Origin of the sequence: Winogradskyella haliclonae, assembly GCF_014635865.1 — a bacterium.
GTDB classification, from domain to species: Bacteria; Bacteroidota; Bacteroidia; order Flavobacteriales; family Flavobacteriaceae; genus Winogradskyella; species Winogradskyella haliclonae.
Window position 1 is genome coordinate 217,918 of record NZ_BMDQ01000003.1, and the last position, 26,439, is coordinate 244,356.

Annotated in this window: 21 protein-coding genes; 14 read left to right on the plus strand and 7 right to left on the minus strand. The window is 33.6% G+C overall.

Annotation, left to right across the window (positions count from 1 at the left end):
• Positions 1–13: 13 nt before the first annotated feature.
• Both IEV10_RS11500 and IEV10_RS11505 read right to left on the minus strand, forming a co-directional pair.
• Positions 14–742 carry a LytR/AlgR family response regulator transcription factor gene (locus tag IEV10_RS11500; RefSeq protein ID WP_188374876.1) on the minus strand — a complete coding sequence of 243 codons (729 nt, stop codon included), beginning with the start codon at positions 740–742 and terminating at the stop codon, positions 14–16.
• Positions 739–1,815: a sensor histidine kinase gene (locus tag IEV10_RS11505; RefSeq protein ID WP_188374877.1), complete on the minus strand. Its 1,077-nt coding sequence runs from the start codon at positions 1,813–1,815 to the stop codon at positions 739–741. Before IEV10_RS11505 ends, IEV10_RS11500 begins: the two co-directional genes overlap by 4 nt.
• A gap of 177 nt (positions 1,816–1,992) precedes the next feature.
• Between IEV10_RS11505 and IEV10_RS11510 the strand changes: the two genes are divergently transcribed.
• Both IEV10_RS11510 and IEV10_RS11515 read left to right on the plus strand, forming a co-directional pair.
• Positions 1,993–4,392 carry a TonB-dependent receptor domain-containing protein gene (locus IEV10_RS11510; protein ID WP_188374878.1) on the plus strand — a complete coding sequence of 800 codons (2,400 nt, stop codon included), beginning with the start codon at positions 1,993–1,995 and terminating at the stop codon, positions 4,390–4,392.
• Between the two features lie 11 nt (positions 4,393–4,403).
• The gene (locus tag IEV10_RS11515) at positions 4,404–4,997 is read left to right on the plus strand and encodes a hypothetical protein (protein WP_188374879.1); all 594 of its coding nucleotides are present in this window, start codon (positions 4,404–4,406) and stop codon (positions 4,995–4,997) included.
• A gap of 335 nt (positions 4,998–5,332) precedes the next feature.
• Here the strand turns inward: IEV10_RS11515 and IEV10_RS11520 are convergent, their stop codons facing one another.
• A complete protein-coding gene (locus IEV10_RS11520) occupies positions 5,333–6,790 on the minus strand; it encodes a MoxR family ATPase (RefSeq protein WP_188374880.1) in 1,458 nt (485 codons plus the stop codon).
• Between the two features lie 9 nt (positions 6,791–6,799).
• Positions 6,800–7,942 carry a vWA domain-containing protein gene (locus tag IEV10_RS11525; RefSeq protein WP_188374881.1) on the minus strand — a complete coding sequence of 381 codons (1,143 nt, stop codon included), beginning with the start codon at positions 7,940–7,942 and terminating at the stop codon, positions 6,800–6,802.
• 91 nt (positions 7,943–8,033) lie between these two features.
• Here IEV10_RS11525 and IEV10_RS11530 point away from each other — a divergent pair, with 91 nt between their 5' ends.
• From IEV10_RS11530 to IEV10_RS11540, 3 genes are all read left to right on the plus strand, one after another.
• A complete protein-coding gene (locus tag IEV10_RS11530; RefSeq protein WP_188374882.1) occupies positions 8,034–8,651 on the plus strand; it encodes a DUF8453 domain-containing protein in 618 nt (205 codons plus the stop codon).
• An 88-nt stretch (positions 8,652–8,739) separates the two neighbouring features.
• A complete protein-coding gene (locus tag IEV10_RS11535; protein WP_188374883.1) occupies positions 8,740–11,949 on the plus strand; it encodes a VPS10 domain-containing protein in 3,210 nt (1,069 codons plus the stop codon).
• Positions 11,950–11,970: 21 nt separating this feature from the next.
• Entirely contained in the window at positions 11,971–13,923 is a 1,953-nt protein-coding gene (locus IEV10_RS11540) for a S9 family peptidase (protein ID WP_188374884.1), read from the plus strand.
• Between the two features lie 71 nt (positions 13,924–13,994).
• On the opposite strand, the gene IEV10_RS11545 is transcribed toward IEV10_RS11540, so the two are convergent.
• A complete protein-coding gene (locus IEV10_RS11545) occupies positions 13,995–14,672 on the minus strand; it encodes a Crp/Fnr family transcriptional regulator (protein ID WP_188374885.1) in 678 nt (225 codons plus the stop codon).
• A gap of 111 nt (positions 14,673–14,783) precedes the next feature.
• Here IEV10_RS11545 and IEV10_RS11550 point away from each other — a divergent pair, with 111 nt between their 5' ends.
• The 8 genes from IEV10_RS11550 (at position 14,784) to IEV10_RS11585 (ending at position 23,398) form a co-directional block, all read left to right on the plus strand.
• On the plus strand, positions 14,784–17,156 hold the full coding sequence (locus IEV10_RS11550; RefSeq protein ID WP_188374886.1) for a heavy metal translocating P-type ATPase: 2,373 nt from the start codon (positions 14,784–14,786) through the stop codon (positions 17,154–17,156).
• 79 nt (positions 17,157–17,235) lie between these two features.
• Positions 17,236–17,394, plus strand: a complete 159-nt coding sequence (ccoS, locus tag IEV10_RS11555) for a cbb3-type cytochrome oxidase assembly protein CcoS (protein WP_188374887.1) — start codon at positions 17,236–17,238, stop codon at positions 17,392–17,394.
• Positions 17,395–17,417: 23 nt separating this feature from the next.
• The gene (ccoN, locus tag IEV10_RS11560) at positions 17,418–19,610 is read left to right on the plus strand and encodes a cytochrome-c oxidase, cbb3-type subunit I (RefSeq protein ID WP_188374888.1); all 2,193 of its coding nucleotides are present in this window, start codon (positions 17,418–17,420) and stop codon (positions 19,608–19,610) included.
• Between the two features lie 5 nt (positions 19,611–19,615).
• Positions 19,616–19,801, plus strand: a complete 186-nt coding sequence (locus IEV10_RS11565) for a CcoQ/FixQ family Cbb3-type cytochrome c oxidase assembly chaperone (RefSeq protein ID WP_188374889.1) — start codon at positions 19,616–19,618, stop codon at positions 19,799–19,801.
• Positions 19,798–20,781 carry a cbb3-type cytochrome c oxidase N-terminal domain-containing protein gene (locus IEV10_RS11570; RefSeq protein WP_188374890.1) on the plus strand — a complete coding sequence of 328 codons (984 nt, stop codon included), beginning with the start codon at positions 19,798–19,800 and terminating at the stop codon, positions 20,779–20,781. The genes IEV10_RS11565 and IEV10_RS11570 overlap by 4 nt, the downstream gene beginning before the upstream one ends.
• 27 nt (positions 20,782–20,808) lie before the next feature.
• Positions 20,809–22,233 (plus strand): cytochrome c oxidase accessory protein CcoG, encoded by a 1,425-nt coding sequence (gene ccoG, locus IEV10_RS11575; RefSeq protein WP_188374891.1) that lies wholly within the window; start codon positions 20,809–20,811, stop codon positions 22,231–22,233.
• Between the two features lie 11 nt (positions 22,234–22,244).
• The gene (locus tag IEV10_RS11580) at positions 22,245–22,691 is read left to right on the plus strand and encodes a FixH family protein (protein ID WP_188374892.1); all 447 of its coding nucleotides are present in this window, start codon (positions 22,245–22,247) and stop codon (positions 22,689–22,691) included.
• A 5-nt stretch (positions 22,692–22,696) separates the two neighbouring features.
• Positions 22,697–23,398: a sulfite exporter TauE/SafE family protein gene (locus tag IEV10_RS11585; RefSeq protein WP_188374893.1), complete on the plus strand. Its 702-nt coding sequence runs from the start codon at positions 22,697–22,699 to the stop codon at positions 23,396–23,398.
• 217 nt (positions 23,399–23,615) lie between these two features.
• On the opposite strand, the gene IEV10_RS11590 is transcribed toward IEV10_RS11585, so the two are convergent.
• Positions 23,616–24,449 carry a universal stress protein gene (locus IEV10_RS11590; protein ID WP_188374894.1) on the minus strand — a complete coding sequence of 278 codons (834 nt, stop codon included), beginning with the start codon at positions 24,447–24,449 and terminating at the stop codon, positions 23,616–23,618.
• 30 nt (positions 24,450–24,479) lie between these two features.
• The gene (gene hemN, locus IEV10_RS11595; protein ID WP_188375104.1) at positions 24,480–25,844 is read right to left on the minus strand and encodes an oxygen-independent coproporphyrinogen III oxidase; all 1,365 of its coding nucleotides are present in this window, start codon (positions 25,842–25,844) and stop codon (positions 24,480–24,482) included.
• 85 nt (positions 25,845–25,929) lie between these two features.
• Here hemN and IEV10_RS11600 point away from each other — a divergent pair, with 85 nt between their 5' ends.
• Positions 25,930–26,418 carry a YdeI/OmpD-associated family protein gene (locus IEV10_RS11600; RefSeq protein ID WP_229719700.1) on the plus strand — a complete coding sequence of 163 codons (489 nt, stop codon included), beginning with the start codon at positions 25,930–25,932 and terminating at the stop codon, positions 26,416–26,418.
• Positions 26,419–26,439: the final 21 nt, after the last annotated feature.

A 26,439-nucleotide genomic window follows, 5' to 3' on the forward strand; every position in this document is an offset into this window, starting at 1 on the left:
CCAAGAAAACTATTTAAAACATTAGTTTTTTGATATTATCCATATAACCACGGCTTACTCTAACAACATCTCCGTTTTTCATGGTGATATCATAGCTTTTGGTATATTTATTTAATTCTTTTACGGCATTTAAATTAATTATAGATGACCTGTGAACCCTAATAAAAATAGTCGCATTTAACTTTTCTTCAAGCGTAGAAATACCATAGTTGCTTACGTAAGTTTTTGCTTCAGTTATAAGTTTAGAATAATCACCGTAAGCCTCAATCCTAATAACATCCTCTAAAGCAACAGTGACCAACTTATTCTGACTTTGTACTAATATACGTTCTGGAGATTTTGGCTTATCCATTAAAAGACTCTCAGTTAAAGGTCTTGCCTTATTTCCTTCAGTATTAGCTTTTAATCGATCTACGGCAACTTTAAAACGGTCTTTGGTATAGGGCTTTAGCAAGTAATCTACGGCATGAACTTCAAAAGCTTTTAAAGCATACTGATCGTAGGCCGTTGAAAATATAATTTGTGGCAATTCTTCCAAATGTGTGAGCACATCAAAACCTGTCATTCCAGGCATTTGAATATCTAAAAACACTAAATCTGGTTTAAATTCATTAATTATTTTAACAGCATCTACGCCATTATTTGCTTCACCAAGTAGAATTAAATCAGGGTAATCTTCTAAGTACTCTTTCATAAGTTGTCTTCCTGCTTCTTCATCATCAATAATAATTACCTTTCTCATATAGCAAAAGATATTTTTAATCCTTTAGGCGAATTATCAGATAAGTTAAGTGTGCTTTGGTACATTTTTTCTAATCGCAGTTTTGTATTGGTTAAACCTATTCCTTTTTCAAAAACTGAGGCTTTATCTTTTATGCCTACGCCAGTATCGGAAATTTCAAAATGTAATTTATCTAATTTCTTAAAGATATTGATTGAAATTTTTCCGCCTTCAATAAGAGATGATAAGCCGTGCTTTATAGAGTTTTCTATTAATGGTTGAAGTAGCATAGGCGGAATAAGTTCGTCTTTTAAATCTTCTTCTACATTAACCTCAATTTCTAAGCGTTCTTTAAAACGTTCTTTCTCTAAATCAAGGTATTTATTTACAAACTCTAACTCTTCTCTTAAAGACACTTTTTCAACCTGTGAAGCCTTTAATTGATACCTAAATAAGTCCGAAAGCTCCGCAATGAGATGTCTCGTCTTTTCATTTTTTGGTGGCACAGACGCACTAATGGTGTTAAATATATTGTATAAAAAGTGCGGATTTAATTGTGCCTTTAATGCTGAAAGTTCGCTTTTAAGTGCAACCGTTCTCAGCTCGCCTTCTAAACGTATCTTTTGTTGATTTTCTAAATAGTAATTATAAGAATGAATAATGCCAAACTGTAATGCATAAAACAAAGCCGGAATATAAATATCCCATACTCTTGCAACACCGCCTAAATGGCCAAAACCTATAAAATCACACACATAGTAATATACTTGTTGCCATACGACTACAAATAGTGGCAATAAAATAATGTGTAACATTATCTTTTTAGTGTATTTCCAATGTTTTAGTTTTCTAATCAGTAACCACCAAATTGGGTAAGTAAGAATAGCTTTCAAAATATAATCTACTCCAACTGTATCCATAAATTCCTTTAAGTCGAAAAGAGAAGTCTCACCTTCATTCCAAGCCCTACTATTAATTGTTATAGCGGCATGATATGCAAATGCCCAAAACAAATAAAACACAATAAAAATAGCTAACTCAACTATTTTAATACCTAATAGACGCTTTTGATAAAATGGTAAATTGGTTTCCATAATTCTATTTTCAACAAACTTAAAGTTAGTATATTTTTTTATCAACTTCTAATCGATGAGTTGACCTATAGTCCGTTAAATGGTCTTTCCAACTCATCGGCTTATTGGTCAACTCATCATTTCTAACGTGCATACCTGTATGCTTATCTAGAGATTTGTGGCATAAATACATATATCATGAAAACGATTACAGTTTACTTACTTTTATTTTTATCATTAATCAATTACGCACAATCTAATGTTATTGGTATTGTTGTCGATGAAAACCTTGAGCCTATTCCTGGAGCTATAGTATCTATCTATAATTCAGACAAAACAGCATTTATTAAAGCTGCAGTTACTGAAAATGATGGAAAATTTACTGTCAAAAATTTAGACAATGGTAAATATACAATGACCATAACTAGTCTTGGATTTGAAAAGTATACGTCTCAGATATTCAGTATTACTAATTCTGAAAAAGACTTGGGCGCTATTAAATTAAATCCTGCAGCAGAATCTCTAGATGAAGTTGTTGTTAAAAGTGAAAAACCAATGGTACAAGTTATGGCAGATAAAACAGTATTTAATGTACAGAATACTATAAACGCTGCTGGAGATTCTGGTTTTGATTTATTGAGAAAAGCACCTGGTGTAATTATCGATAACAATGACAACTTAATCGTCGAAGGAAAAACTGGTGTGCTTATTTATATAGATGATAAGCCCTCTGTACTTAGAGGTGAAGACTTGGTAAATTACCTTAAAACAATTCAGTCTAGTGATATAGATGCAGTAGAAATCATTACGCAACCCTCTTCAAAATATGACGCAGAAGGCAATGCTGGTATCATTAATATAAAGTTTAAGCGCGATAAAAGTTTAGGTACAAACGGTAGCTTAACTTCTGGTTTAACATATGGTGAGTTTGCCCGAGTTAATACTTCCGCATCATTTAATAATAGAAACAAGAAAACAAGTTTCTATGGTACACTAAGCAACCGATTTGGTGAAAGTTTAAGTTACATTAATCTTTTTAGACAACAAAATAATACCATTTTTGATGCACGCTCAGAAACAATAAGTGATGATGTAAATAATAATATCAGAATGGGATTTGATTGGTACGCCGATAAAAAATCTACATTTGGAGTTATCGTATCTGGTAATTTTTCTGATAACGAATCGTTGGCTGATTCTAGAACACCTATTATTCCTGATGGTAATACCAACCCAAATCAAATATTAGTGGCTGGTAGCGATGTTCAAAGTGAAACTTCAAATATTTATGCAAATGCTAATTACAGATATAAAGGAAACAATGATACAAGCATAAACATTGATGTAGATTACGGTCGTTACTCACGCGAAAGAGAAAATCTTCAACCTAATCAATATTTTGATGGTAATGAATCACAGCTTATTAGTGAAATTATCAACTTTATGATCACACCAATTGATATTGATTTATTTACAGCCAAATTAGATTATGAGCAATCTCTTTTAAAAGGAAAATTAAGCATCGGCGGAAAGTTTTCTAAAGTTGTTACCGATAATCAATTCGATTTTTTTGACCGAATCAATGGTCAAGATATACTAAATCAAGAACGCACTAACGATTTTGAATATGATGAAAATGTAAACGCCTTATATTTTAACTATAAGCGCCAGTTTAAAAAATGGAATATCCAGTTTGGTCTACGTATGGAAAATACACAGTCTGATGGTATCTTAACCGCATTACAGACAGATCAAAACGATCGTGTAAAGCGCAATTATACAGACTGGTTTCCAAGTGGTGGTATAACTTATCAACTGAATCAGAAAAATTCTTTCGCTTTAACTTATAGCCGCCGTATTCAACGTCCTAATTATGCAAGTTTAAATCCTTTTGAATACAAAATTGATGAGTTATCTTTTAGCCGAGGCAATCCATTTTTACAACCACAGTATACAGATAATTTAAAATTATCACATACGTTTAATTATAGGCTAACGACATCAATAAGCTATAGTTTTATTGAAGACTATTTCGCAAAAATCACAGAAGCTGTTGGCCAAAACCAAAATTTCTTGACCACAAGAAATGTGGCTAATCAGAAAGTCATAAATATTGGTGTAAGCTATCCTACACGCTTCAACGATTGGTGGAATATATATTTTAGTGTTAATGCCTTCAGAAGTATTTTTGAAGCAACCAACCCAGACTTTAATCCTATTTCGCAGAATACATTAAGCCTTTATGCTCAAAACACGTTCAAATTACCAAAGGGCTTTAGAGCAGAAATTTCAGGATGGTATAGTTCACCGTCTATATGGGGCGGAACATACGAAACTCGAAGCATAGGTTCATTAAATGTGGCATTTCAAAAGCGTTTTTTTGACGATCAATTAACTGCTCGTTTGTCCTTTAATGACGTTCTGTTTACGTCTCCTTGGGAAGGTGTTACAGAATTTGGTAACCTTAGGATAAATGGTGACGGTGGTAGCGATAGCAGACAAGTGCGTTTTAATCTTACCTATAATTTTGGCCGCAATGAAATTAAAAAAGCCAGAAAACGCAATACTGGACTTGACGCAGAAAAAAATAGAATTTAATACCTAAAACTATGAAAACTAAATTATTAACATTAAGTACAATCCTTCTTTTTTGTCTCAGTGGTTTTGCTCAAAAAACGTATCTTAAAGTAACCAAAAGTAATGAGCCAAATGATTATGTGATGTATCCACCAGGAACAAAATTTGAATTAAAAACTAAAGAAGGATATATTGTTTTTAAGAATAGTGATGACCCAGGCAGCATAGACATTGAGGAAAAATACATCTTATACGTCTATCCAAATTGGAAAGATGAAGCTGAAATACTTGAATTAACTGAAGGTAAAGTCGAAAAATTACTGACATATAAGTTTAGAGATTCTCGTAAAACATCCGATGTAAAACGCATACATAACCATGGGGTTACTGCATCATCTAACGTAACTAATTCTAAAACAATAGAAGACAAAAAGAACCTAGAGTTTGTTCTCAGTAATGGCATAAAGTTTACATACAAAGATGGTGTTTATAACGCTACATTAAATGAAGAAAAATTAGCTATTAAATACAACTATATAATCTATAGTGATTTAGGGACTCTTAAATTAAGTTTTAATTCAAACAACGGGAAAGTTTGGTGGATTTTTGAACCAGTTAAATATTAAAAGCTGAGATGTTTAGTGATACATACAATTCCAATAACATATTGAAACTCTCATTTTAATGCTATTCTTTATTCACTAGTTTTCATTTAACTACACTTATGTCACATTTGTAACCATTTATTACATAGCAATTTCATTATTTCTCTTTTCACAAGACATTGGTCATTATTAATAAACTCTAAACGTTATTAAAATGCAGATAAGAAGAGATGACATGAAACACTGTTGGAGAATTTCATTAAGCATAAAAGAGTTAAAAAAAATCCTTTTTTTATTAGCGCTTATCGTATTTTCAATCTTTATGGTATCATGAAACTTGAAAATAAAGCCCTGTATTACAAGCCACTAATATAACTCCCGTAAGGATCTTGAAATTTTAAACCTTCGGAATATCTGTATTTACTCAATTTTTTGAATTGAGCTAATCCCCACAAAATGAATTCTTTTTCAAAATACACATCTTCCTTTTCTATATCTGGCTGATAGTCTGCCAATAATGCATCTAATGGTTTTATTTCATCTAACTTAGATTTATACTGTTCATCATTCATGGTATCTAAAAGCTCAAATCCTTCTCCATTAAAAAACCATGAAATCAAATCGTCATAAGGTGTTTCGGCATCTTGCTTTTCTAGTTTTTCAATCTTAGGAAAATATCTAGGGAACAACGTTTTTATAGCATTTTCTAACAAGGTATTTGCTACATAATCTGCACCTTCTTGTTCACCTTCATAAACCAACTCTACTTTTCCTGTAATCGCAGGAATAATTCCAACAAAATCAGACAAACGTATTGCTGTATTTTTATCACCTGCTAACAAAGAACGTCGCTCTGCTGTACTTAATAGATTTTGGAATGCTGTAATACTCATACGAGCACTTACACCACTCTTTACATCAACATATTCGCTTTCTCTAGCTTCAAAACTAATTTGCTCTAACAAATCCTTAGCTAAGTCAGGTATATGTATCGTTTTAGATTGACGAGCATCTAATCGTGCTTCTTGTGCTGTGATGGTACGTGCAGTATCCACATTTTCAGGATAATGGGTCAAAATTTGTGAACCAATTCTGTCTTTTAATGGTGTAACAATACTGCCTCGGTTGGTATAATCCTCAGGGTTTGCTGTAAATACAAACTGTATATCTAAAGGCAATCTTAGCTTAAATCCTCGAATCTGTATATCACCTTCTTGTAAAATATTAAAAAGTGCCACTTGAATTCTAGCTTGTAAATCTGGCAGCTCATTAATCACAAAAATACAGCGGTTTGCTCTTGGAATCATTCCGTAATGAATGACCCTATCATCGGCATAACTTAATTTTAAGTTTGCAGCTTTTATTGGGTCTACATCTCCGATGATATCTGCAACAGTAACATCTGGTGTTGCTAATTTTTCTGCAAAACGTTCGTCTCTATGCAACCAAGCAATAGGTGTATCATCACCTTTTTCTGCAATTAATTCAGTAGCGAATCTTGAAATGGGTTGTAATGGATCGTCATTAATTTCGGAACCCTCGACAATTGGTATATATTCATCCAACAAATTTACCATCATACGAGCTAGTCTCGTCTTTGCTTGTCCTCGTAAACCTAACAAATTGATATTATGACGTGATAAAATGGCACGCTCCAATTCAGGAATCACCGTATTTTCATAACCATGAATACCTTCAAATGTATTGACTTTGTTCTTTATATTTTCAATTAAATTACCTCTCAATTCATCCTTTATAGATTTTGATTGATACCCTGATTGTTTTAATTCGCCTAATGTTTTTATGTTTTTCATTTTATAGCTTTAGCCTTTAATTCTTCTTTTTCTATTGTTTTCGTAATCTTCAAAAATCATTTCTCCCAAACCTTTCAATCCAGTATAGAATGCTTTTCCTCTATTGGCTTGAGTAAACTCTCTTACAAAACGCATAAGGTATGGGTCTTCTGCAATCATGAACGTCGTTATTGGAATATGCAAGCGTCTTGCTTGTTGCGCCATAGCATAGCATTTATTTGTAATGTATGGATCAAGACCATTAGAGTTTTTATAATACTGTCCGTCTGGTAAACGCAAACAACTTGGTTTACCATCAGTAATCATAAAAATTTGTTTGTTAGTATTACGCTTTCTACGTAGCATATCCATTGCCAACTGTAAACCTGCAACCGTATTGGTGTGATATGGACCAACTTTAAGGTATGGCAAATCCTTAATTTTTATAGGCCATGCATCATTTCCAAAAACTAAAATCTCAATGGAATCTTTTGGGTAACGCGTAGTTATCAGTTCTGATAATGCCATAGCCACTTTTTTGGCAGGAGTGATGCGGTCTTCACCATACAATATCATGCTATGACTAATATCAATCATTAACACCGTGCTCATTTGACTTTTATGAAGTGTTTCTTCGACCACCAAATCATCTTCAGTCAAATTAAAATCTCCTATACCATGATTTACTTGAGCATTGCGTAAACTTTCTGTCATTGATACTTTATCTAAAGCATCTCCAAACTGATATGCTCTAAAATCTCCTGTATGTTCATCGCCTAAACCAATACCTTTACTCTTATGGTTTCCAGCACCACTACGTTTTATTTTTCCGAAAATATGGTCCAATGCTTGCTGACGAATGGCACGTTCGGTTTTTGCCGTAATGGTAAGTCGTCCACGTCCTTCCCCATCACCTTCTCCATCACCAGTTGGGTCAATCTCTTCTCGGATATACCCTTTATTTTTTAAATCTTCAATAAAATCATCTATGGTGTAATCTGGAGTTGTTAATTCATATTCCTTGTCCAACTGCCGTAACCAATCGATAGCCTCATCAAAATCACCGGAAGTATAGGTTATCAACTCTTTAAAAATTTCAAAAAGTTTATCAAAAGGTGATTGATATGTAGCTTCGTATGTTTTAAATACAAAACCTGATTTTCTCTCTTTCATAATTATATAAAAATAATGCTTTTTAGCCTTGTGCTCAAAGAGTAATTATATTCTAACATTTTATTAACTTTACTACAAACAAACCAAATAAATGTCTGAAGAAACTGAACAGCCCAAAAAGAAAATTAATTGGACAACTGATAAAATAATGAGCACTTCTGCTCTGTTTATTAGTGTGATTTCTTTAATAGCATTATTATACCAATCGTATTTAGCAAGAGAGGAAAATAGGCTCATTCAAATGCAACAAAGTGCTAATGTAATTCCTTATTTACAGTTTGAAAACATATATAATGTTCGTTCATTCAGTATACATATGGTAAATAAAGGTGTTGGTCCTGCATTTGTTAAAAAAGTGTCTTTTGCAGTAAATGATAGCTTAAAGTTTGACAACTCAACAAATGCGCTGCTACATATAACTAAAAACAGAATACGTAAAGGTGATTCAATTGGCTACAACGGCTCTATAACAATTAAAGAGAATACAGTTGTCCAACCAGGAGAAAATATAAGTGTTTTTGAGATTTCTTCAACAAATAACAGTGATTTTTCAGGAGTTAAGAGTTTCAAAGATTACATAAACAACTCTCCTCCAACTTTTACTATTGTATATGAGGATATCTATGGAAATCAATGGAAGCTTTCTAACAATGAAAATAAGCAAGATTTTCAATTTTTAACACCTACACTTATCAAAAAAATAGACTAATAGGGTTTAAGTTCTTTAAGATTTTTTTATGACTTTTTGAGAAGAGTAACTTGTACCTTTAAGCCTTACTCAACTAACCCAAAAAATAATGAAACAATTTTTCTCATGTGTTATGCTATTTTGCATAACATTTCTTTCTGCACAAGAATTTTCGATGGACATGGTAAAAAACATGGAGCCACGAAATATTGGTCCTGGTGGAATGTCCGGCCGTGTAACAGCCATTGATGTCGTAAATAATAATCCAGACATAATGTATGTTGGTACAGCTTCTGGTGGCTTATGGAAGTCTACTTCTGGCGGTATTAAATGGGAACCCATTTTTGATAAAGAATTAACTGCATCGATTGGTGCAGTAGAAATCCAACAATCAAATCCAAGTGTAATTTGGGTTGGTACAGGTGAAGGAAACCCTCGTAACTCTCTTAATGGTGGCTATGGTGTTTATAAATCTCTAGATGGCGGAAAGACTTGGATGGCTATGGGCTTGGAAAAAACAAGACATATCCATAGAATTATTGTAGATCCAACAAACCCTGATGTGGTTTATGTAGGTGCTATTGGATCGCCATGGGGTGTTCATCCAGAACGTGGGGTTTTTAAGACTAATGATGGCGGAAAAACATGGAATAAAATCTTGTTCGCTAATAACAAAACTGGTGTAGCAGATTTAGTGATGGACCCCACAAATCCTAATAAGCTTTTTGCCGCTATGTGGGAACATAAACGAGACCCATGGTTTTTTAAATCTGGTGGCAAAGGCTCTTCATTACAAATGACACATGATGGCGGAAAAACATGGAAAAAAATTACAGATAAGGATGGTTTTCCAAAAGGAGATTTAGGACGTATTGGGATTGCTATTGCTCCAAATAAACCAAACATAGTTTATGCCTTAGTTGAAGCTAAAAAGAATGCACTTTACAAAAGTGAAGATGGTGGCTTTAAATGGAAAAAAATCAATGATAAAAGCGATATAGGTAACAGACCATTTTATTATTCTGAAATATATGTTGACCCACAGAATGAAAATCGTGTGTATTCCGTGTTTACCTATGTAAACGTATCCGAAGACGGCGGAAAAAACTTTAAACAGCTCATGCCAGCTTATGGGGTTAGCAATGGTGTACATCCCGACCATCATGCTTGGTGGATACACCCAGAGAATGGCAACTTTATGATTGATGGTAATGATGGTGGAATGAATATTACTAAAGATGGTGGAAAAACTTGGCGTTTTATTGGTAATTTACCTGTAGCACAGTTCTATCATATTTCTGTAGATAACGAATATCCTTATAACGTATATGGAGGTATGCAAGATAATGGATCTTGGCGAGGTCCCGCTTATGTATGGCGTGCCCAAGGTATAAGAAATAGCTACTGGCAAGAAATTAGCTTTGGTGATGGTTTTGACGTTGTTCCAGATAGAGATGATAGTCGTTATGGTTGGTCAATGAGTCAACAAGGCTTTGTGAGTCGATACGATTGGCAAACAGGAAATAACTATGGTGTTAGGCCTACACATCCAGATGCTGATGTAAGACTACGTTTTAATTGGAACTCAGCAATAAACATAGACCCTTTTAATAATAGTACCATTTATTTTGGGAGTCAGTATGTGCATAAATCTACTGATAAAGGTGAGACTTGGACCGTTATATCTCCTGATTTATCTACTAATGACCCAGCAAAACAAAAACAATCTGAAAGTGGTGGCTTAACTATGGATGCTACAGGTGCAGAAAATCACTGTACCATATTAGTTATTGAACCTTCACCTGTTGAGAAAGATATGCTTTGGGCAGGTACAGACGATGGACGTGTACATTATACCATTAATGGTGGTGATAGTTGGACCGAAGTCACAAACAACATACCTAAATTGCCAAAAGGCAGTTGGATAGCTCAGATTAAGGCATCTAATAAAAATAAAGGCGAAGCACTTTTAATTGCTAATGATTATAGACGTTTTAATTACACACCATACGCTTACCGTACTAAAAATTATGGTAAATCCTGGGAACGTATCGTAGATGAAAGAGATGTCCAAAGTTATACATTGGCTATTGTTGAAGATTTAGAAGAACCAAATCTTATGTTTCTTGGAACTGATGATGGCTTATACGTGTCTATAAATGCTGGTGAAAAATGGACTAAATGGACTAATGGCTTTCCTACCACATCGGTTAAAGATTTAGTTATTCATCCGCGTGAACATGATTTAGTGATAGGTACATTTGGTCGCGCTGCTTGGGTTTTAGACGATATTAGACCTTTACGTGAAATGGCGAGAAACTCATCAGTAATGGCTTCAAACATTACATTGTTCGATTCACCGACAGCGTATCAAGCTGCTTATCAACAACCAACTGGAAGTCGTTTTGGTGCTGATGCTATGTATCATGGCGAAAATAGAGGTGGTGGTGCAAGATTAGCATACCTATTCAACAAGAAAGATAATGTAAAATCCGATATAAAATCAGACTCTAAAAAAGATGATAAGGCTATTAGCGATACAAAAGATGAAAATAAAATTAAGTGGGACTCTTTAACGCTAAAGCTTTATGACGGCGACCGTTTAATAAGAACTTTAAAACAAAAAGCACCTAAAGAAAATGGAGTACAACGTTGGACTTGGTTTATGGACGAATCTGGAAAAGAAAGACCTTCCAGACGTATCAGAAAATCAACAAGAGAACCTAGCGGAGTTTCAGTAAAACCTGGAACTTACAAAGCGGTGTTGCATTACGGCGACCAAACTTCTGAAACTATGGTTAATGTTGAATCTGACCCTAGACTTAATGTATCGCAGAAAAATATTAATGAAGTTTACGATGCTGCAAAAGAGTTAGAAAATATATCACAAACGCTCGCTGATGCATCTAAACAATTAATTGAAAGTAAAAATATAGCTTCCAAGTATCAATCCGAATTAAAAAAATTAGATAAAGACGCTTATAAAGAACAGATTAAAGCTTCTGATTCTGTTGTAAAATCTATCAATACCTTACTTGACAAATACTTTGGTAAAGAAGACAAGCGTCAAGGTATTACTAGGAATCCAGAAGTTACTGCTTTACAACGTTTACGTACTGCAGCTGGTTATATATATGGAAGTCAAACAGGTATAACGACTACGGAAACTACATTAATGAAACATGCAAAAGATGCAGTTAAAGAATTACTTAGTGAAACTAATGCCTTCTTTAACAATGAATGGAAATCTTACGAAGCAGATATGAAAGCTTTAAAGACCAATCCATTTAAGGAAACCAAAATATTTGGGATTGATTAAAATCAACTAAAAACAATCATTATGAAAACAAAAATTTTAGGATGTTGTATTGCAGTTTTTCTATTTTCCTGTAAGGATGATGCTAAACAGACCGATTTAGCCAAAAAGGAAGTTAAGCAATACACTATTGAACAATTTATGGATAACGAAGCCATTGGCGGCGGTAGTTTTTCGTATGACAATTCACAATTACTAGTCTCTAGTAATCGTTCAGGAATTTACAATGTTTATACTGTATCTGCTGAAGGTGGAGAAATGACTGCAATTACTGCATCAGATAGTACATCTATTTTTGCAGATGCTTTTTTCCCAGAAGACAATAGAATGCTATTAAATGCTGATGGCAATGGTGATGAAATAGACCATTTATTTGTTAGAGATTTAGAAGGCAACATTAAAGACATTACTCCGGAGAAAGGTGCAAAATCAAGTTTCTATGGATGGTCCGATGACAATAAAAGTTTGTATTACGGGTCAAATAAAAGAGACCCTAGATTTTTTGATGTTTATAAGATGAATTTGGAAGACTATTCGTCCGAAATGATTTATCAAAACAATGATAATCTCTCATTCTCGGGTATGTCTAGTGACGAGAATTACTTTGCACTTTCAAAAAGTTTAAATACAAATGATAGTGATTTATTTATCTACGACTCAAAAACCGGTGAGAAAACAAAAATCAATGAAAACAATAGTGCAAATTCTGCACAAGATTTTTCAAAAGACAATAACATCTTTTATTATACAACAGATGATGGTGGTGAATTTTCGTATCTAATGTCTTATAATTTTGAAACTAAAGAGCGAAAAAAAGTCGTAGAAAAAGACTGGGATGTTAGTGGCGCAGGTTTTACAAAAGATGGTAATTATATGGTTGTTTATGTTAACGAAGATGGCAAAAATGCCATTGAGGTTATAGACACTAAAACTAACACACCTATTGATTTACCTGATTTTGAAGGCAAAAGCATTACTAGTGTAGGTTTTAGTCGTGACGAGAGTTGGATGCGTATGTATGTTGGTGGTTCAAATTCGCCTTCAGATTTATACACTTACAATCTTGAAACTAAAAAACAACATAGATTAAGTGATGTACTAAATAAAGCTATTGATGCAAATGACTTAGTGACTGCAAAAGTAGTGCGTTACAAATCTTTTGATGGCGTTGAGATTCCTGCTATTTATTATTTACCTCATCAAGCATCTGCTGACAATAAAGTACCGGCAATGGTTTGGGTCCATGGTGGTCCTGGTGGGCAAACACGTCAAAATTTCAGTTCTTTAATCCAGTATATGGTTAATCATGGTTATGCAGTGCTAGCTGTTAATAATCGTGGTAGCAGTGGTTATGGTAAAACATTTTACCAAATGGATAACAAAAATCATGGTGAAAAAGATTTACAAGATTGTGTTGAAGGCAAAAATTGGCTAGCCAAACAGACAGAAATTGATGGTGATAAAATAGGAATTATTGGTGGCTCTTATGGTGGCTATATGACTATGGCCGCACTAACGTATACACCTGAAGAGTTTGATGTAGGCGTCAATCTTTTTGGTGTCACAAATTGGATACGTACTTTAAAAAGCATCCCTCCATATTGGGAGTCTTTTAGAGAATCTTTATACGATGAATTAGGCGACCCTTTTTCAGCAGATTCTGTGCGTTTAAAGCGTATTTCGCCATTATTCCATACAGATAAGGTGACAAAGCCTCTAATTGTATTACAGGGCGCGCAAGATCCAAGAGTACTGCAAGTAGAATCTGATGAAATTGTAGCTGGTGTAAGAAAGAACAATGTACCAGTAGAGTATGTTTTATTCGAAGATGAGGGTCATGGCTTTATTAAAAAAGAAAACCAGATTGAAGCTAATGAACGTATTGTACAATTTTTAGATAAATATCTTAAAAAGGATGCTGCTCCTAAAGACGGACAAGAACCTGTTAATGAAAAAATTGAAGCAGAAACAGATTAGAAAAACATTGTATTAAAAAAGCAGAGCCGATACGTACGTATCGGCTCTTTTTACGCTTATAAATAAAGCTTCTACTCTATCCATTTAAGAGAATTATAATTTTCAATTTTTATACGTTTACCTGAGGTACAAATAAGGTTCTCTTTTTTAAATTGAGATAAGATACGTATAGCAGATTCTGTTGCAGTCCCAACAATACTTGCATAATCTTCCCTAGATAGTACAATAGAAAGATAACCATCATAATCTACTCCAAAACTATCATGTATATACATTAATGCTTCGGACATTCTCTTTTTAACTGATTTCTGTGCCATATTAACAAATGAATGCTCAGATTCCTTCAAATCTTCAGTCATCTTTTGTAGAACATCTAAAGTAAAATTTGGATTTTTTTGTAAATCCGTAATGATTTCAGATTTTGGAATAAAACACATTTCCATTTCTGTTAAAGCTGTAGCAGTTAAGCTAGACGAATCATTAGTTACAAGAGACCTTTTTCCTAATAAACCTCCTTTTACGATTAACTTCACGACTTGGTCTTTACCGTTTTCGCTGAGCTTAGTAAGTTTACAAACACCATCTTTAACACAGTAAATACCATTAATAAAATCGCCCTCTTCAAAAATGACATATCCCTTCTGAAATGTCTTACCTGTTTTACAAGCAGAAACTCGCATTAACTCTTGTTTTGTTAAGGCTTTTAAGGAGTTAAACTCCTTAATGATGCACTGCTCGCATTTACTCATATTCTGTAAATTTAGTAAAACCAAAGATACAAATTTAACATGATTTTTATCATGTTTTTTAAGTTAAGAAAGCAAGATATTTGCCCTAGGTATGTCTAAAAATGCAAGTTAATGCAAAGCTCTTTATGTTTTCATTGTGGTGATGATTGTGGTAAATCTTCTATTTACTTTAAAGAAAAATCATTTTGTTGTAATGGTTGCAAAACTGTTTTCGAAATTTTCAGTGAGAATGATTTAACCTCTTACTATGACTTACAACAATCGCCAGGAGCAATTCCTAAGGCAATTGAAGGAAAATACGATTTTCTATCTCAGAAAACTATTATAGAAAAACTCACAGATTTTAAAAGTGATACTATAGAAATTACTACACTCTATATTCCACATATACATTGTAGCTCTTGTATTTGGATACTGGAAAACCTCAATAAACTCAATCCAAATATTACTGATTCACAAGTTAATTTTGGAAAAAAAACGGTTCGTATCACCTATAAATATGAAGAAACAGATTTAAAATCACTAGTAGTATTACTTAGTAAAATTGGTTATGAACCTTATATAAGTTTAGACGATTATAAGTCAAACCAAAAACATATCAATAGATCTTTGATTTATAAGCTTGGCGTTGCTGGGTTTGGTTTTGGAAATATTATGTTTTTATCTTTTCCAGAATATTTTGAAGTCAATGAGTTTTGGTTAGAGCAATACAAACATCTCTTCAGATGGTTGATGTTTGGACTATCCTTACCAGTCGTTTTTTATTCTGGTCAAGATTATTTTATATCTGCCTACAAAGGACTTAAAGCAAAATTATTAAATATAGATGTACCCATTGCCTTAGGTATTTCGGTATTGTTCATAAGAAGTACTGCAGACATAACCTTTGACTTAGGCTCAGGTTTTTTTGATAGCCTTTCAGGCTTAATATTTTTCTTATTAGTTGGGAAATTTTTTCAGCAAAAGACTTATAATTTTTTATCCTTTGAACGTGATTACAAATCATACTTTCCCATTGCTGTTACTAAAATTAAAAATGGAAAGGAAACTAGTGTTCAGGTATACGAAATTAAAAACGGAGATCACTTACTAATCAGAAACCAAGAACTCATACCTGTAGACAGTTTATTAATAAACGGAAGAGCAAAGATAGATTATAGCTTTGTTACAGGTGAATCGCAAACTGTTGGTAAAAGTAAAGGCGAAAAGTTATTTGCTGGAGGTAAACAAACATCAGGAGTCATTGAAATTAAAGCTCTAAAATCTGTAGAACAAAGCTATCTTACCCAATTGTGGAGTAACGATGTATTCAATAAAAATAAAGAAGATGGTTTTACTAACATTACCAACTCTATAAGCAAGCATTTTACGATTTCTATTTTAACTATAGCATTTATAGCAACTGGTTATTGGCTTTTAATAGACCCTTCAAAAGCCATGAATGTTTTTACAGCAGTGCTTATTATTGCCTGCCCATGTGCAATAGCATTATCTGCGCCATTTACTTTTGGAAACTTATTGCGAATTTTTGGTAAGCTAAAGTTTTATATTAAAAACACTAGTGTCATTGAACAATTAGCCCAAATAGATACTATAATTTTTGATAAAACTGGGACTATAACATCTAACAAAACTAGTACCGCTCAATATCAAGGCAAAGCGCTTTCAGATGATGAGGCAGTCGTATTAAAAAACTCTCTTAGAGGCTCCAATCATCCTTTGAGTCGCACACTATACAATATTTTAAAGGATAACAATATTATATCACTCGATATGTTTAAAGAGCATATTGGTAAAGGCATAGAAGCTAAATACGAGGACACAAACCTAAAAATTGGTTCTGCAAAATTTGTTGGTAACACTGACCATAAAACTGCATTAAATACCACAGTACATATAAGTAGTAATGATAACTACAAAGGTAAGTTCACCTTTTACAATAGCTATAGAGAAGGCATCTCCAAATTATTTAATCAACTTAAAACGTATTATAATTTGGCCATACTATCTGGAGATAGTGAAGGTGAACTTGAAAATCTAAAGAAACTCTTACCTTCAAAAACAAAACTGATTTTTAATCAGAAACCTGAAGACAAATTAGAATACATTAAATATCACCAAAGCCAAGGAACAAACATACTAATGGTTGGAGACGGCCTTAATGATGCTGGTGCACTTGCCCAAAGTGATGTAGGTATTGTAATCTCTGAAGACATTAATGTTTTCTCTCCTGCTTGTGATGCTATTTTAGATGCCGAAAAATTTAAAAGATTATTTAGTTACATAAGAGCATCCAAATCGGCTATTTTAATTGTGAGATGGAGCTTCTTACTCTCACTTTTTTACAATATCATCGGTTTATATTTTGCTGTTACTGGACAACTATCTCCTGTTATTGCAGCAATTTTAATGCCCCTAAGCTCAATAAGCATAGTAGTTTTCACTACTATTTCTACAAACATACTAGGTCAACGATTAAAATGAGAAAGTTAATTAGATATGATAAATGTCATGTTTTAAAAAAAGGTTCAAGAGTATTTTTGAGCCATAACTTCAAATAGGTATGGGCGTTATATACATTTTACTTGTGGTAAGCATAATAGTAGCTATTGTGTTTTTTGCTGTGTTTGTTTTAGCTGTAAAATCTGGACAGTATGACGATAGTTATACACCATCGGTACGTATGCTTTTTGAAGATGAAATCGTAAAAAAGAAAAACTAAACTAAATAATATTAATACTGACTATGGAAATTCAACAATTCTATTATAACAACAAAGTCGTTAAAAAATTCCTCTATGCAACTATGCTTTGGGGAGTTGTTGGAATGCTAATAGGGCTATTACTGGCTTTAATGTACTTGTTCCCAAATATTACGGGTGACATATCATGGTTAAGCTTTGGTCGCTTAAGGCCTTTGCATACTAACGCAGTAATTTTTGCTTTTGTTGGTAATGCCATTTTTGCAGGCGTTTATTACTCTACTCAACGATTACTAAAAGCGAGAATGTATAGTGACTTTTTAAGTAATTTTAATTTTTGGGCATGGCAGTTACTTATTGTTGGAGCAGCAATTACTCTCCCATTAGGTTATACAACCTCAAAAGAGTATGCTGAGTTAGAATGGCCCTTTGATATAGCCATTGCCCTTATTTGGGTAGCTTTTGGTATTAATCTCATAGGTACAATTCTTAAGCGTCGTCAGCGCCATCTATATGTAGCCATTTGGTTTTATTTAGCCACATTCGTAACGGTTGCCGTACTACATATCTTTAATAGTATAGAGATACCTGTAAGTGGCTTAAAAAGTTATTCGGTATATGCTGGTGTGCAAGACGCCTTAGTACAATGGTGGTATGGACATAATGCTGTTGCTTTTTTCTTAACAACACCTTTCCTTGGATTAATGTACTATTTTGTTCCTAAAGCTGCTAATAGACCAGTATATTCATATAGACTTTCCATAGTTCACTTCTGGTCTTTAATTTTTATTTACATCTGGGCTGGACCTCATCATCTGTTATATACAGCTCTTCCAGAATGGGCACAACATCTAGGTGTTGCATTCTCTGTTATGCTTATTGCGCCTTCTTGGGGTGGTATGATTAATGGACTATTAACCCTAAGAGGTGCTTGGGACAAAGTCCGCACAGATCCTGTACTTAAATTTATGGTAGTAGCTATTACTGGCTATGGTATGGCAACATTTGAGGGACCAATGCTATCGCTTAAAAATGTAAATGCTATTGCACACTTTACGGATTGGATTATAGCTCATGTACATGTAGGCGCATTGGCATGGAATGGTTTCTTAACCTTTGGTATGATTTACTGGTTAATTCCTAAATTATTTAAAACAAAATTATACTCTGTAGGTTTAGCAAATTTACATTTCTGGATTGGCACATTAGGTATCATTTTATATGCATTACCAATGTATGTTGCAGGATTTGTTCAGGCAAGCATGTGGAAACAGTTCAATCCAGATGGCACTTTAGTATATGGAAACTTCCTGGAAACAATAACAGAAATTATCCCTATGTATTGGATGCGTGCAATAGGTGGAACTCTGTTTATTATAGGTATGCTGATACTCGTTTACAATATAATTTTAACCGTTAAAAGTTCTAAAGAAAAAGTAGTAGATGAATTAGCTGAAGCTCCTGCATTACAACGTGTTTCAAAACGGAGAGTTGCTGGTGAAGGTTGGCACACATGGCTAGAACGTAAACCTGTTCAATTAACAATTTATGCAACAATAGCAATTCTAATTGGTGGTATAGTTCAGATTATACCAACCTTAGTAGTAGAGTCAAATATCCCTACTATAAGTAGTGTAAAACCTTACACGCCATTAGAGTTAGAAGGTAGAGATATATATATCCGTGAAGGTTGTGTTGGATGTCACTCACAGATGATAAGGCCCTTTAGAAGTGAAGTTGAACGTTATGGAGAATATTCCAAAGCTGGAGAGTATGTCTATGATCATCCCTTCTTATGGGGTAGTAAACGTACTGGACCTGATCTACACCGAGTTGGAGGAAAATATTCAGATAGCTGGCATTTAAGCCACCTATATGACCCACAAGCAATGAATGAAGAATCTATCATGCCTAGATACCAATGGTTAATTAGAAATGCACTAGACAAATCAATGACTGAAAAAAAGATGGAAGCCATGGTAACTTTGGGAGTTCCATACTCTAAAGAAGACATTTCCAATGCACAACAATCTATGTTAGAGCAAGGCTCACAAATAGAAAAAAACCTATACGACGACCCAGACTTTGTAAAAAGCTACGAAGCAGACAAAGCAGCTTCAGGTGCTGATTTTGTTGAAATGAAAAATCGTGAAATTGTTGCGATTATAGCATACTTACAGCGCTTAGGCACTGATATTAAAGTAAAAGAAATTATACAAGAAACCGCACAAAACTAAAAACCATGCTAAAATTTGTAAAAGGACATATGGAAAGTATCACCGGTATAGAGATATATCCATTGATATCGTTACTTATATTTTTCATCTTTTTTGTAACACTTTTTTATTGGGTGTTTACCGCAAAAAAAGAGTATATCAATACGGTAAGTAATTTACCATTAGACAACCAAAACGATACTCAATTATGAAAAAGTTAATCCCATCTTACATAAGAGTCCCTTTTGTTTTCTTTATAATTGCTGGACTTACGGAATATTTTGTAGAATCTGGTGATCAACCTGCTTTTATAGAAAAACCTATTGTATTGGCTTTTCTATTGCTAGTACTATTAATACTAATAGCTATTGAAGGTATTGTTAGTGCTATGGAGAATGTGCTCTATCAAAGTCTAGATGAAAAAGCCAAATTACGTTATGATGCCAGTTTAAAAGCACCACCAAGACTATTAGTATGGATAAAAGATATTTACAAAAAACTATTAGGCTCAAAACCAATTGAAGAAGAAGGTGAAATAATCCTAGACCATAATTATGATGGTATAAAAGAACTTGACAACAATTTACCACCTTGGTGGGTGTATAGTTTTTACATCACTATAATATTTGGGGTGATCTATATGATACGCTACCACATATTTAATGCAGATAATCAGTTTGCTGAATACGAAATTGAATATGCTGAAGCACAACGAGCTATAGAAGAGTATAAGAAAAATGCTAAAGATTTAGTAGATGCTAACACCGTAGAGTTACTAACTGATGCATCAGATTTAAAAGCTGGTGAAAATATTTTTGTAGCTAAGTGCGCTGTATGTCATAAAGCCGATGGTGGTGGCGGTATAGGTCCTAACTTAACTGATGAGTATTGGATACTCGGTGGAGGTATTAAAAATGTGTTTAGAACAATTTCTGAAGGTGGGCGTTCAGGTAAAGGAATGGTGTCATGGAAAAAAGAAGGATTAAAACCATCTGAAATGGCGCAAGTAGCAAGCTATATCCTACAATTTCAAGGCACAACTCCTACAGACCCAAAAGCTCCAGAAGGTAAGCTTTGGGTAGACGAGTCTGCTCCAAAAGAAAATCTCGAAACTGATTCAGAAAAAACTACTCTACCGTCTAATACTAATGAAGCAATAGACGAAGTAACAGCTACTGAAACAACTAATTAATAAAACCAATAAAGCAGTTGTATAATAATGGAAACTCCATCAGACGAAGTTTTTAGAGATTCTATAGCTACCATCAACGAAGAAGGTAAACGCAACTGGATATTTCCAAAAAAACCATCGGGTTCTTATTGGGAAAAACGAAAATTAGTAAGCTATTTTTTACTAATATTCTTATTTGCTTCTCCTTTTATAAAAATAAATGGCAACCAATTTTTGATGTTTAACGTCTTAGAACGACGCTTCAATATTTTTGGTTATCCATTTTGGCCTCAAGATTTTCATTTATTCGTTATATCAATGATAATACTTGTTGTCTTTATCACACTTTTTACAGTAGGCTTTGGTCGCATTTTTTGTGGCTGGTTTTGTCCTCAAACCATTTTTATGGAAATGGTATTTAGACGCATTGAGTTTTGGATAGATGGAGACCGAAACAAACAACGCAAATTATCCAAACAAAAATGGAATTCAGAGAAGTTGAGAAAACGTCTGCTAAAATGGTTTATATTCTTAGTTATTTCCTTTTTAATCGCTAATGTATTTCTCGCCTATTTAATAAGTAGTGATAAACTTATAAAATATGTTATTGATGGACCCTTCAAACATTTAGGCACACTAATACCATTACTAATTTTTACAGGGGTTTTCTATTTTGTTTTTGCATGGTTTAGAGAACAAGTCTGCATAATTGCTTGTCCTTATGGACGCTTACAAGGTGTATTACTAGACAAAAAATCTATTGTAGTAGCCTACGACCATAAAAGAGGTGAAGGAAAAAACGGCAGAAAATCGTTCCGAAAAAATGAAGACCGTAAGATCTTAGGTCATGGAGACTGTATAGATTGTATGCAATGTGTACACGTATGCCCTACTGGAATTGATATTAGAAACGGCACACAATTAGAATGTGTAAACTGCACTGCTTGTATTGACGAATGTGATTCTATTATGGAGAAAATAAATCTCCCAAAAGGATTAATTCGCTATGCCAGCGAGGAGAATATTGAAACTAAAACAAGGTTTAAGTTAACGACTCGTATGAAAGGTTATATTGCTGTGCTTATTATTCTTTGTGGAATTTTATTAGGCATGATCGTATTAAGAAATGATGTGGAGGCCAATATTCTTAGATTACCTGGCCAACTTTACGAACAAAAAACTGAAACCATAATTAGTAATGTTTACACCTATAAATTAGTTAACAAAACCTCAGAAGACATAGATAATATTAGTTTTAAGATTAGAAACTTAAATGGTGAAGTTAAACTCGTTTCTAACTCTAATAATATGGTTTTACACGCCCAAGACATCGCAGAAGGGACACTCTTTGTAGAGCTACATAGAAACGATTTATCTGGAGACAAAAATAAATTAACCATAGAAATTTATAGTGGTAATACCATAGTCGAAACGACCACAATAGGTTTTTTGGGGCCTAGGAGTTATAATTAAAACTATTGAAAATGAAAGTAAATTGGGGTACAGCAATCGTATTAGCATTCATAGGCTTTATAGCCTTTATAATGTACTTTGTTATAAGTATGAATATTGACGATAAGTATAATCATGATTTAGTTACAGATGACTATTACCAACAAGAATTAAAATATCAAGAAGATATCGATAAGGTTGAAAATGCAAAGAAGCTACTAGAGAATATAAGCTGGGAAAAAACAACTAAAGGCATACTACTCAACTTTCCAAATAATTTAAGGGTAAAAGATATTAAAGGAAAAGTGTTCCTATATAGACCATCTAATAAGCAATTAGATTTTGACATACCAATCTCATTATCTAATCGCAACTTGCTCATACCTGACAATCGTTTGTTAGATGGTCGTTGGAACATTAAAATTGACTGGAGCTACAATGGCGAAGCTTATATGTTCAAAGACGACATCAACTATTAAATATCATGTTAGTAACAGCATTTGTATTAGGCTTATTAGGAAGCTTGCACTGCGTTGGGATGTGCGGACCAATAGCTTTCATGCTCCCTGTTGATAGAAGTAACTCTATTAAAAAAGTTATTCAAATAAGCATCTACCATTTTGGACGTTTACTTGCCTATAGCTTAATTGGTCTTGTATTTGGCATTGTCGGTAAAAGTCTTTACATATTTGGCATGCAACAACAACTCTCTATTGGTATAGGAGCATTAATGATTATTCTTGTCATACTACCCTATAAAACATTAGCAACATATAATTTATCCAAGCCAATACACCAATTAATATCTAAAATAAAATCTACATTAGGCTCTACTTTAAAAAAGAAAACATCAGATACTTTTTTAACAATTGGGTTTTTAAATGGTTTTCTTCCCTGTGGTCTAGTTTATATGGCCGTTTTTGGTGCTATTGCAACCGGGAGTCTAGTAAATGGTAGTATTTATATGCTTTTATTTGGTATTGGTACGATACCTTTAATGACTACTGCAATTTACTTTGGAAAATTTTTAAACACTACGATAAAACAACGCATTCAAAAAATTGTTCCTGCTTTAGTTATAATCATAGGAGTTTTATTCATTCTTAGAGGTTTAGGTCTTGGCATTCCTTATATTTCACCCGAACCCTTTGTAGAAATGGTTTCAAGTGGAATAGAGTGTCATTGATTTTGTAGATTTGAGATGATGTATTAGTTAATGCTCTATCTTGCCCTATTAAGCCAAATAGATTGGTTATGAAATCTGAATTAAATCTTACAAAAGAAGATACAAGAGCGCTTGATAAAAGCTTTCGGTAAAAAAAACACCAAGACCTTTTCTAATCTTGGTGTAATTACACTTGAATCTAAAAAATACTAACTAAACATTGAAAAAGAATCAAGTATTATATTTTAAACGTCATTACGGGTAATGTAGAGTGGTTTGCAATGTCTTCAGAAATACTACCTTCAAAAAAGTGTGACAAACCTCTACGACCATGCGTGACTATTGCAACTAAATCTGCACCAATATTGTTGGCAAAATTTAAAATACCTTTTTCCACTGAGTAATCAGACACCACATACACATTAGGGTAATTATCTAGGTTACCTTCTGCTCTTTTTAGAAATTTTGTTACCAATACGTCTATCTCAGTACTACTTTTAAAACTATTATCTGGTGTATTGACATAGATAATATGCATGTTAGAGCCAAGCTTTTCAAAAGTGCTTTTTGCTCGTAAATAAGATGCAACAGCATCCTCTGAAAAGTCACTAGCAAATATTACCGAATCAAACTCAACTAAAATAGGGTTATACTTTACAATCAAGACAGGAACATTAGAGTAACGTACCACTTTTTCTGCATTAGAACCAACCATCACCTCCTTTACGCCACTAGCACCGTGTGACCCCATAACTATAAGATCAATAGCATGAGCATCAACTATTTCATTAATTTCTTTAAAAACTTTAAAGTGCTTTACTATTGGTGTAATTTCTATGCCTTCAAGGAATTTTCGGTCCAGAAAAGTGTTCATCTTCTTTTCTGCAAGCTTAAAGTAAAAAACTCCAGCATCACTAAGAGAATCTCTACTTGCGGTATACACTGCACTAGATATTTCTAACATATGCAACACAAAAATTTCTGAGTTGTGTTCTTTGGCTATTGCTGCTGCTGTTTCTAGAGCATATTCTGAATGCTCTGAAAAGTCTATGGGTACAAGTATCTTTTTCATAATCAATTATTTTTAGGTTACTAAATACAGTTATATTGTCATTGAAAACAAGCTGCTCTCTGGGCGTTTTCGCTGCAAAAGCAAATCAAATGCCATACTAATATTTCTTATAAATGGCTTACCCTTTTCATTAACTATTAATGCTCTATCAGTAAACTCAAGTAAACCATCCATTTCTAATTCTTTGAGTTTAATAAGTACTTCTGGCAATTCAGGAAACTGCAATTCTTCTTCTCTCCAAGATGTTTCGAAATGACACATTAGATTTAAAATGTGCTTTCTAATCTTAAGATCTTCAGTATTAAGTATATGACCTCTATACACAGGGAGTATATTTTCATCTAAAAGGTGATAATATTCCTCAATAGATTTTACATTTTGAGCAAATCCATACCAGCTATCTCCTATTGAAGAGACTCCCAGCCCAATCATGACTTGAGTCTTTGAAGCTGTGTAGCCCATAAAATTTCTATGAAGTGTATTATTTTGTCTAGACGTGTAAAGCGAATCATGAGGTAATGCAAAGTGATCCATTCCTATTTCCGTATAACCTACTTGTTGTAAAAGTGCTTTACCTGTTTCGTATTGCTGACGCTTATCCTCTGCTTTTGGTAAATCTTCATCTTTAAAACCACGTTGACCATTACCTTTTATCCATGGCACATGAGCATAGCTATAAAAAGCTATACGATCAGGCTGTAATGCTTCAGTTTGCTTTATGGTATGAATAACATCATCTTCGCTTTGAAACGGTAATCCAAAAATAATATCGTGTCCAACAGAGGTATAACCTATTTTTCTTGCTAAATCCGTAACGCTTTTTACGTTCTCATATGGTTGAACTCTATTAATGGCCTTCTGCACTTTAAGATTATAATCCTGTACTCCGAAGCTTACACGTCTAAAGCCCAAGTCAAATAACGTTTGCAAATGAGACTCTGTCGTATTATTTGGATGACCTTCAAAACTAAATTCATAATTTTCAGCCAATTGAGATGTAATTAACAACTCATCAATAAGGAATTTTAAATTCTCTACTGAAAAAAATGTTGGTGTTCCACCACCGAGATGTAATTCTTTAATTTTTGGTTTTGTACCCATAATTTTTCGATACAAACTCCATTCTTTTAGCAGTGCTTTTATATATGGCAACTCTAACTCGTGGCGCTTAGTAATTCTTTTGTGACAACCACAAAATGTACATAGACTCTCGCAGAATGGTAAGTGTATGTATAGACTTATACCTTCAATTGTGTTAGTCTCATTAAAAGATTGTTTTAATGAGAGTTCCCATTTTTTCTGAGAAAACGTATCTATATTCCAATAAGGAACAGTCGGATAACTTGTATATCTTGGACCTGCTACGTTATATTTATTAACTAATGATTTGCACATATCTATAAATTGATACTCAAAATTACTGGTGTAGCTGTGCATAAAACATGATATTTGTCATATCCATCATCTAATGCCACATTTTATGATTAAAACTCAATCTTTCGAAGTCTCATTAGCAGACAAACAGAGTGTTATTATTCCTGAAGTCTTTGCCGAACAATTTTATAAAGCCAATAAAAAGCGTATAAAAGTAAAAGCCAATTTTGAAGGAAAATTTATAGATTTTCATGCCGCACTTAAGCGCGAAAAAACAGGTGCGTTTAGAATCTATTTCAGTAGAGCCAAACAAAAAGAGCTCCATATATTCCCTAATGATTATTTTGAGTTACAGCTCTTTGAAGACAAATCCAAATACGGCGTAGAACCTTGTGAAGAGTTTGAAGCTGTATTACTTAGTGACTATGAAGCCTTCACCATTTTCGAAAGTTTTACACCCGGAAAAAAGCGAAGTATCATTTACGCCATAGGTAGATATAAATCCTCACAAACCAGAATTGATAAATCTATTCTATTTACCAATAATATAAAACGAGGCGTTTCTGACCCAAAATTGTGGTTAAAAGAAAATTAGAGCATTTGCATAGCCCATACA